This window comes from Kitasatospora sp. NPDC088351, from assembly GCF_040685575.1.
GTDB lineage: Bacteria > Actinomycetota > Actinomycetes > Streptomycetales > Streptomycetaceae > Kitasatospora.
The window spans coordinates 62772-71275 of sequence record NZ_JBFBIL010000044.1 but is presented as its reverse complement, the minus strand read 5'-3'; the positions used below and the strand labels follow the sequence as shown (position 1 = coordinate 71275).

The following is an 8504-nucleotide window of genomic DNA, read 5'->3' as shown; positions in this document are numbered from 1 at the left end:
ATCGACACCGCCGAAACCGGCACCACCGCCTACGACAAGCTGACCCTCTCCGTCAACGGCACCACCCTCAAGACCTACTCCAACGTCGACGCCGCAGCCGGCTACCAGCTGCGCACCTTCGACCTCTCGGCCTACGCGGGCCAGACGGTCACCCTGAAGTTCGCCGGCACCGAGGACGTCTCGCTGCAGACCAGCTTCGTGATCGACGACACCGCGATCACCACCAGCTGACCCGCGGTCAGTAGAACCAGGTAAGACAGGGGCAGGGCCCGGCAGCCACGGCTGCCGGGCCCTGCGGTCGTCCGCGGGGCGCTCCGCCGCCGTTCCGCGGGGTGCTCCGCCGCCGTGGAGTACGGGGCCGGGCCGGGCGATCGACCGGGCGGCGGGCTTCCGTCCGGGCGAGGAACGGCCAACTCACCCCTTCGGGCCTCGCCGCGCACGCGGGGACCGCGTACGATCACGGCGTCCTGGGCCGCGGCGCGACCGCCCACGCCACCACCACCGTGCTCACGCACTCGTCCGACAGGGCCCCTTCGCATGAAGCTGATCACCGCGATCGTCAAGCCGTTCAAGCTGGACGACGTCAAGAACGCACTGCAGGTCATTGGTGTGCACGGACTGACCATCAGCGAGGTCAGCGGGTACGGTCGCCAGCACGGCCACACCGAGGTGTACCGGGGGGCGGAGTACCGGATCGACCTGGTGCCGAAGGCCCGGATCGAGGTGGTGGTGGCGGACGCGGACGCCGAGCGGGTGATCGAGGAGATCGTCCGGGCCGCCCGTACGGGGAAGATCGGCGACGGCAAGGTGTGGGCGATGCCGGTGGAGGACATCATCCGCGTCCGTACCGGTGAGCGCGGTCCGGACGCGGTGTAGGGCCGTTCGGGGCCCTGAGGCCGTTCGGAGCGGGGCCCCGGGCCGACGAATTCGTCGTCGGCCCGGGGCCCCGTCGTCGTGGTCGCCGCGTCCGTGTTCCGGCTGTTCGGGCGGCTGTCCGGGTGGTTGTTCGGCGGCGGACTCCGGGTAAGCGGTGGCCGTCGTGGGCCGGGAGGTCGTAGGCGATCCGGGTCGGGGCTGCGGAAACGTTCCGCCAGGGCTCTTGACGGTCCGTTCCGCCCGCCCTAGGTTCAGCGCTGCAAGTTTCGGCAAGTTTCAGAAACTCTCTGCAGATTGACCCCCGGCTGCCCCACCTCAGCCCCCAGGAGACATCGTGGTCCCCTCCGCCCCCACCCGCCGGCCCGCCCGCGCGGCCGGCGCGCTCACCGCCGCCGCGGCGCTCGCGCTCTCACTCACCGCGGCCTTCGGTGCCGCCCCCGCCGCCCAGGCCGCCCCGCCCGGCGGCAAGGACGTCACGGCGACGCTCTTCGAGTGGCGCTTCGACTCCGTCGCCAAGGCCTGTACCGACACGCTCGGCCCGAAGGGGTACGGCTTCGTCGAGGTCTCGCCGCCCCAGGAACACATCCAGGGCGGCCAGTGGTGGACCTCCTACCAGCCCGTCAGCTACCGGATAGCCGGGCGCCTCGGCGACCGGACGGCCTTCAAGAGCATGATCGACACCTGCCACGCGGCTGGCGTCAAGGTGATCGCCGACTCGGTGATCAACCACATGTCGGCCGGGTCCGGCACCGGCACCGGAGGCACGAACTACACCAAGTACACCTACCCCGGGTACTACCAGGACTGGGACTTCCACTCCTGCCGCACCGCGATCAGCAACTACGCCGACCGCTCCAACGTGCAGAACTGCGAGCTGGTCAACCTCTCCGACCTCGACACCGGCTCCCCGTACGTCCAGCAGACCATCGCCCGCTACCTCGACGACCTCGCCTCGCTCGGCGTCGACGGCTACCGGATCGACGCGGCCAAGCACATCGCCGCCGCCGACCTCGCCGCGATCAAGGCCCGGACGGCCCGCCCCGGCGCGTACTGGGTGCAGGAGGTCATCTACGGCGCGGGCGAGCCGATCCAGCCGTCCGAGTACACCGGCACCGGCGACGTGGACGAGTTCCGCTCCGGGACGTGGCTGAAGAGCGCCTTCCAGGGCGGCCGGATCGCCGACCTCGCCGGCTGGGGCACCGGCCTGCTGCCCGGCGACAAGGCCCGCACCTTCGTCGACAACTGGGACACCGAGCGCAACGGCTCCACCCTGACGTACAAGGACGGCAGCACCTACACCCTGGCCAACGTCTTCCTGCTGGCCCACCCGTACGGCTCGCCCAACGTCTACTCCGGCTACGCCTTCTCCGGTCACGACGACGGCCCGCCGAACGGCGGCACCGTCAACGCCTGCTACGCCGACGGCTGGAACTGCGTCCACGCCTGGCGGCAGGTCGCCAACATGGTGGGCTTCCGTACCGCGGTCGCGGGCACCGGCATCACCAACTGGTGGTCCAACGGCAACAACGCGATCGCCTTCGGCCGGGGCGGCAAGGGCTTCGTGGTGATCAACCGCGAGTCCGGCCCGGTCACCCAGACCTTCCTGACCTCGCTGCCGGCCGGCTCGTACTGCGACGTCCAGCACGGCGACCCGGTCGCGGGCGGCTGCACCGGCCCCTCCTACCAGGTCGGCGCGGACGGCAGGTTCACCGCCACGGTCGGCGCGGGCGACGCCGTCGCGCTGTACGTCGGCGCGGGCGGCGGCAGCACCCCGGTGGGCGGCGGCGCGTCCTTCGCGGTCAACGCCACCACCGGCTACGGCCAGAACCTCTACGTGGTCGGCGGCAACGCCGCGCTCGGCGGCTGGGACACCGGCCGGGCGCTGCCGCTCTCCTCGGCCGCCTACCCGGTCTGGAAGCTGGACGTGGCGCTGCCCGCCGGCACCGCCTTCGAGTACAAGTACCTCCGCAAGGACGCCGCCGGCGCCGTGACCTGGGAGTCCGGGGCCAACCGCGCCGCGACGGTGCCGGCCTCGGGGCGGGTGACCCTGAACGACACCTGGCGGCCGTAGGGCCGGGCCGGCGGCCGCTCCACCCCCGGGCAGGACGGCCGCCGGCCCGTGCTCAGCCCCGGCCGATGTACGGCATGGCCGTCGCCATCACCGTGGCGAACTGCACGTTCGCCTCCAGCGGCAGCCCGGCCATGTGCCGTACCGTCCGGGCCACATCGGCGACGTCCATGGTCGGCTCGACCGCGATCCGGCCGTCCGCCTGCCGTACCCCCACGCTCATCGCCGCCGTCATGTCGGTGGCGGCGTTGCCGATGTCGATCTGCCCGCAGGCGATCCGGTACGGGCGGCCGTCCAGCGACAGCGACTTGGTCAGCCCGGTGACGGCGTGCTTGGTCGCGGTGTAGGCGATCGACTGCGGGCGCGGCGCGTGCGCCGAGACCGAACCGTTGTTGATGATCCGGCCGCCCTGCGGGTCCTGGGCCTTCATGAGCCGGAACGCGGCCCGCGCGCAGAGGAAGGCCCCGGTCAGATTGAGGTCGACCACGGCCCGCCACTCGGCGATGTCCAGTTCGTCGACCGGCGCGGGCGCGCCGAAGGTGCCGGCGTTGTTGAACAGCAGGTCGAGCCGGCCGAAGCGCCCGGCGGTCTCGTCGAAGAGGGCGTCCACCGCCGCCGGGTCGGTGACGTCGGTCGGCACCACGGCGGCGGCGGTGCCGCTCAGCCGGGCCGTTCCGCGCAGCGGTTCGGACCTCCGCCCGGCGAGCACCAGCTGCCAGCCGGCGGCGGCCAGCTCCAGCGCCACGGCGCGGCCCACCCCGCTGCCGGCTCCGGTGACGACGGCGATCTGCTGGGGCATGGTGGGCTCCACGGGTCTCGGGCGGCTGCCCCGATCGTTCCCGATCCCGGGCTCCGTGTCACTGCTGGAAGGGCCCGGGGGCCCGGCCCGTCCTCCCTGGCCGGGCTTTCCCCGGCCGTGCCCCCCCGGACGGCGGGGGGCGACCCCCGCCGTCCGGCAGGGGCGGGCCGCGGGCCTTTACCCGATCGGGGACAAACATTGGATCGACGCTGGCCCTGGCGCAACCGGCCCGCCCCGGCCCACGTCATAAGATCGCAGGACGGCGCACCACCGCGAGGGACGGCGCGCCGCCGTTCCGGGGACCGCTGTACGATGCCGCGCCCCGGGCCTGTCCGGCCCCACCCGGGGGCCGCCGCCCGGCTCCCGACGGAGCGGGCGTGACACTGGTCGGAGAGTTCTCACCGTGCAGCCGCAGTCCACCCGTTTCCGCGCCGTTCTGACCGGTGCCGCCGCCTTCACCCTGGCCGCCTCGCTGGCCGCCTGTGGCAGTACGGACGGCAGTGGGAAAGGGGACGGCGTCAAGGCCGAGGGCAAGGCGGGCGCGAGCGGGACGGCCGCCCCGGGCACCCCGGCCGGAGGCAGCACCTCCGCCGCGCCCACCAGTGCCGCCCCGGCCGCCCCGAGCAAGGTGCTGATGCCCACCGGACCGTCCGCCGCCCTCTCGAAGGCCCGCGACACCGGTGCCGGCCAGATCATGGTGACCACGCTGAACGGCCCCAAGTCGGGCGTCTCCGGCCGGGTCTGGGTCTGGCTGCCGCCCGAGTACAACGACCCGAAGTTCGCCAGGACCGGTTTCCCCGTCCTCACCCTCTACGCGGGCGGCCAGAGCAACGGCTACAACACCTGGACCGACAACCAGCTGCCGATCCAGGAGATCGACGCCGAGCTGTCCAAGGCCGGCAAGGCGCACCCGTTCATCATGATCATGCCGGTCCAGAACCTCGAGGCCGACGAGAAGAAGGCCCTGGAGTGCGCCGACATCCCCGGGCAGCCCAAGATGGGCACCTGGATGGCCGAGGACATCCCGGACTTCGTCCGCGCCAACTTCCGTACGGTCAAGGGCCGCGACGGCTGGGGCCTGATGGGCGCCTCCACCGGTGCGTTCTGCAGCGCCAAGCTCGCCCTCCAGCACCCGGACACGTTCAAGGCCGCCGTGCCGATCGACGGCTACTTCAACCCGGACTCGCCGCTCTGGAAGGGACACGACGCCGAGCGGCTGGCCAACAGCCCCGACGTGCTGGTCGCCCAGGGCAGGGCCGACGTGAAGATGCTCGCCACCGCGGGCGGCGCCAACGCCTACGAGACGAAGCTGGTCAAGGCCTGGGTCGCCAAGGCCGCCGCGCCGCTGTCCGTCGAGTACTACGAGCAGGCGGGCGGCAAGCACCTCACCAGCGACTTCAAGAAGATGATCCCGGACATGCTGCAGTGGCTGACCAGGAACCTGGCCGGCCCGGCCGCCGACTGACCGCCGGGACGGGGCCCGCCGGCCGGTCGTCACCGGCCGGCGGGCCCTCCGCGGGCGATTGCGGGCCGTCTGCGGGCCGGCCGCGGCGGGCTTCCGGAAGGCCGTTGACCTGCACGTCAATCGGACATTGATTCGCCTCTGATCGACTGTGACCACTGTGGTGGGACCGCGTTCCTCCAACCGTGCCAAGTCGTGAAGAGAGTGCCATGCCGAGCTACCTGCTGCCCGTCGCCTCCCCGTCCGTTCCCGCCCAGGCGGGTCCGCAGCACGAGCGGGCCGCCGAGGAGCCGGAAACCGTGCGGTTCGCCGGGCTGCGGCTGGTCCACAGCGCGCTCCGCCGTGACCTGGCCCGGCTGCCCAACGCGCTGCGGCTGCTCCAGCCCGGCGAGGACGACAAGGGGGCGGCGCTACTACGGCACTGGAACTTCGTCACCGCGATGCTGACCTGCCACCACGAGCAGCAGGACACCCGGATCTGGCCGATCGCGCGCCGCTTCGCCCCTGAACTGCGGCTGCTGCTCAACTGGCTGGAGGCCGACCACCACAACCTCGACCACTCCTTCACCCGGGTCACCACCCTGGTGCGGATCGCCAGCCGGGACGCGGGCAGCGTCTGGCCGGTCGCCTACGCGATGGAGGACCTGGCGGCCCGGCTGGAGACGCATCTGCGGATCGAGGAGCGTCAGCTGCTGCCGGGGATGGAGCGGGTGTTCCCCGTCTCCTCCCGGGTCGGCGGCCTGCCCGAGTTCCTGGAGCTGCTCTGCGCGGCCGACGGCCCGGGCACCGCCGACGCGCTGGCCTGGCTGCTGGACGAGGTCGAGCCGTCGCTGGTCGAGCGTCTGCTGGCCGACTGCGACGACGACGTGGCCCGCAACTGGCCGCACTGGCAGGCCACCTACCAGCGCTGCACCGCTCCGCTCTGGGGCCCGGTCGACGGTTGGGGCGCCGCCTTCGAGTGACCGGGGGCTCTTTCGCGGGCCCTTGATCTACGCGCGTGGCACATGCCTCGGCGCGGTGCCCGTGGCCTATGCCGCAGTCCTGTGCCGCAGTCCTGTGCCGGAGCTCCGCGCAGAGCCTGTGGTGAGCTCCAACTCCCGCACCCCCTAGGGGATTCGACCCACTCGCCTCGGGGTCACGGCCGTCCGGCCACTCCGGGCCAGGCCAGGGGGCGCGTACCGCCGGCGACCGATGGCGCCGTACGGCCCGCCGCCTACCGTCGAAGCCATGACCACCGCGACCACTCCGCGCCCCGCCCGGATCCGTTCGGCCGCTCTCGCGGTCGGTGCCGTCCTGCTGATCGGCACCGGACTCACCGCCTGCAAGGCGTCCGCCTCACTCTGCACCAACGACAACAGCTGCGATGTCGTCGTCCGCACCGAGGGTGGCGACTCCACCCACACCGTCGAGGTCTTCGGCGGCGACAAGACCGTCAAGCTGACGGTCAGTCACATCACCGACACATCGGCCGAGGTGAAGCTCGGCGACGAGAGCAAGACCGTCACCGAGGACACCGAGACGGCCATCGGCAAGGCGAAGGTCGTACTCCGCAATGCCAACGCGGGCGACCACTACGCCGAACTCCACGTCAGCCGCTGACCGGTGGTGCCCGCTGAGGGTGCCGGCCCTACTCGGGCAGGCGGTTGAGCCAGGTCAGCGGGGTGACGGTGATCGCGTTGCTCGGTGAACCGTCCCACTCCACCGGCAGGCCCACCGCCTCCAGCGCCGCCACCACCTCGCGGCCGATCTCCGCCGTCCGGCGCTCCGAGAGCGCGGTCGGCTCCTCGGTGCTGCGGAACCCGCCGTACCGCAGCGTCAGCCCGTGCCCGGCGGCCGCCGCCTCGGTGTCCTGCTGGTGGAAGAAGACGAACCCGCGCGAGTCCTCGTCGGCCTCGCCGCCGATCTCCTCGTACCCGCAACTGCCGCAGCAGGTGAAGTCCATCGCCGCGACGATGCCCTGCTCCTCCAGCGCGTCGAAGGCCTCCTCCAGCCGGTCCACGTCCGTGGTCTCCGGCCAGGACGCCTGCTCGGCCAGCCGCTCCTGCCACAGCGGGGCGACGATCCGCTCCGCCTCCTCCTGGGTCACCCCCTGGTCGTCGAGTTCATCGACCAGGGACTCGGCTATCTCGTCCGGTTCCTGGAAGCCGCACCGGATCAACTCGCGGGCACGCTCCTCGGCGTCGCGCAGCACATCGGGGGTGAGAGCCGTCTCCTGCTTCATGCCCGCATCCTCGCACCCGGCACTGACAACCGCGCCGGCCGGGGGCCGCTGCTACCCTCCCTCGGTGGCCTCTCTGCTCGAACCCCCGCTGATCACCCGCCTGCTGGCCGCCGAGCGCATTCTGATCGCCGGCGCCGGAGGCGGCTTCGACGTGTACGCGGGACTGCCGATCGCCCTCGCCCTGCGCGCGGCCGGCAAGGAGGTGCACCTCGCCAGCCTCTCCTTCAGCCACCTCTACGGACTGCCCACCGACGTCTGGCTGGAGCCCGACGTGGCCCGGATCCGCCCCGACACCGCTGCCCCCGAGGGGTACTTCCCGGAGCGCACCCTGGCGCGCTGGCTGCACCGGCACGGCATGCCCGACACCGTCTGGGCGTTCGCCGCGGTCGGGGTCCAGCCGTTGCGGGACGCCTACCGGGCGCTCACCGGCCACCTCGGCGTCGACGCGATCCTGCTGGTCGACGGCGGCACCGACATCCTGATGCGCGGCGACGAGTCGGGGCTCGGCACTCCCGAGGAGGACATGGCGAGCCTCGGCGCGGTCGCCGGGCTCGACGGGATACCCGAGCGGCTGGTCGCCTGTCTGGGCTTCGGCATCGACGCCTTCCACGGGGTCAACCACGCACTGGTGCTGGAGAACCTCGCTGCCCTGGATCGCGCGGGCGGCTATCTCGGGGCCTTCTCGATCCCGCGGGACAGCCGGGAGGGCGCGCTCTACCTGGACGCGGTCGAGCACGCCCGGGCCGCCTTCCCCGAACACCCCAGCATCGTCAACGGCTCGGTGGCGGCCGCCCTGCGCGGCGAGTTCGGCGATGTCCGGTTCACCGACCGGACCGGGCAGAGCCCGCTCTTCGTCAATCCGCTGATGACGCTCTACTTCGGCGTCACCGTCGAGGCCCTGGCCGCCGAGCACCGCTATCTGGACCTGATCGAGCACACCGTGCTGATGCGTCAGATCAGCTCCGTCATCGAGGAGTTCCGCGACGGCCTGCCGGCCCAGCGGCCGCCCCGCCAGTTCCCGCACTGACCGCGCCGGCCACGCCGCCGCACTGACCGCTCACCGGAATCACCGTTCAGG

General features: G+C 72.3%; 8 protein-coding genes and 1 pseudogene. 7 read left to right on the top strand and 2 right to left on the bottom strand.

The annotated features are described in order from the left end of the window. The 3 genes and pseudogenes from AB0P06_RS26500 to AB0P06_RS26490 form a co-directional block, all read left to right on the top strand. Nucleotides 1-231 (top strand): annotated as a pseudogene (locus AB0P06_RS26500) (hypothetical protein); the annotation flags it as partial. 306 nt (nucleotides 232-537) lie between these two features. Continuing rightward, a complete protein-coding gene (locus AB0P06_RS26495) occupies nucleotides 538-876 on the top strand; it encodes a P-II family nitrogen regulator (RefSeq protein WP_363611478.1) in 339 nt (112 codons plus the stop codon). A 331-nt stretch (nucleotides 877-1207) separates the two neighbouring features. Beyond that, the gene (locus tag AB0P06_RS26490) at nucleotides 1208-2947 is read left to right on the top strand and encodes a carbohydrate-binding module family 20 domain-containing protein (protein ID WP_363611487.1); all 1740 of its coding nucleotides are present in this window, start codon (nucleotides 1208-1210) and stop codon (nucleotides 2945-2947) included. Nucleotides 2948-2999: 52 nt separating this feature from the next. Here AB0P06_RS26490 and AB0P06_RS26485 read toward each other — a convergent pair whose 3' ends face one another. Further along, nucleotides 3000-3743, bottom strand: coding sequence for an SDR family oxidoreductase (locus tag AB0P06_RS26485; RefSeq protein ID WP_363611476.1), 744 nt, complete (start codon nucleotides 3741-3743; stop codon nucleotides 3000-3002). Between the two features lie 403 nt (nucleotides 3744-4146). Here AB0P06_RS26485 and AB0P06_RS26480 point away from each other — a divergent pair, with 403 nt between their 5' ends. The 3 genes from AB0P06_RS26480 to AB0P06_RS26470 all read left to right on the top strand — a co-directional run bounded on the left by AB0P06_RS26480 (nucleotide 4147) and on the right by AB0P06_RS26470 (nucleotide 6804). Continuing rightward, on the top strand, nucleotides 4147-5208 hold the full coding sequence (locus tag AB0P06_RS26480) for an alpha/beta hydrolase-fold protein (protein WP_363611474.1): 1062 nt from the start codon (nucleotides 4147-4149) through the stop codon (nucleotides 5206-5208). A gap of 206 nt (nucleotides 5209-5414) precedes the next feature. Further along, nucleotides 5415-6167, top strand: a complete 753-nt coding sequence (locus AB0P06_RS26475) for a hemerythrin domain-containing protein (protein ID WP_363611472.1) — start codon at nucleotides 5415-5417, stop codon at nucleotides 6165-6167. A 265-nt stretch (nucleotides 6168-6432) separates the two neighbouring features. Beyond that, nucleotides 6433-6804: a hypothetical protein gene (locus AB0P06_RS26470; protein WP_363611470.1), complete on the top strand. Its 372-nt coding sequence runs from the start codon at nucleotides 6433-6435 to the stop codon at nucleotides 6802-6804. 28 nt (nucleotides 6805-6832) lie between these two features. Here AB0P06_RS26470 and AB0P06_RS26465 read toward each other — a convergent pair whose 3' ends face one another. After that, nucleotides 6833-7426, bottom strand: coding sequence for a hypothetical protein (locus tag AB0P06_RS26465; RefSeq protein ID WP_363611468.1), 594 nt, complete (start codon nucleotides 7424-7426; stop codon nucleotides 6833-6835). Between the two features lie 64 nt (nucleotides 7427-7490). Here AB0P06_RS26465 and AB0P06_RS26460 point away from each other — a divergent pair, with 64 nt between their 5' ends. Then, on the top strand, nucleotides 7491-8453 hold the full coding sequence (locus tag AB0P06_RS26460; RefSeq protein WP_363611466.1) for a DUF1152 domain-containing protein: 963 nt from the start codon (nucleotides 7491-7493) through the stop codon (nucleotides 8451-8453). Nucleotides 8454-8504: the final 51 nt, after the last annotated feature.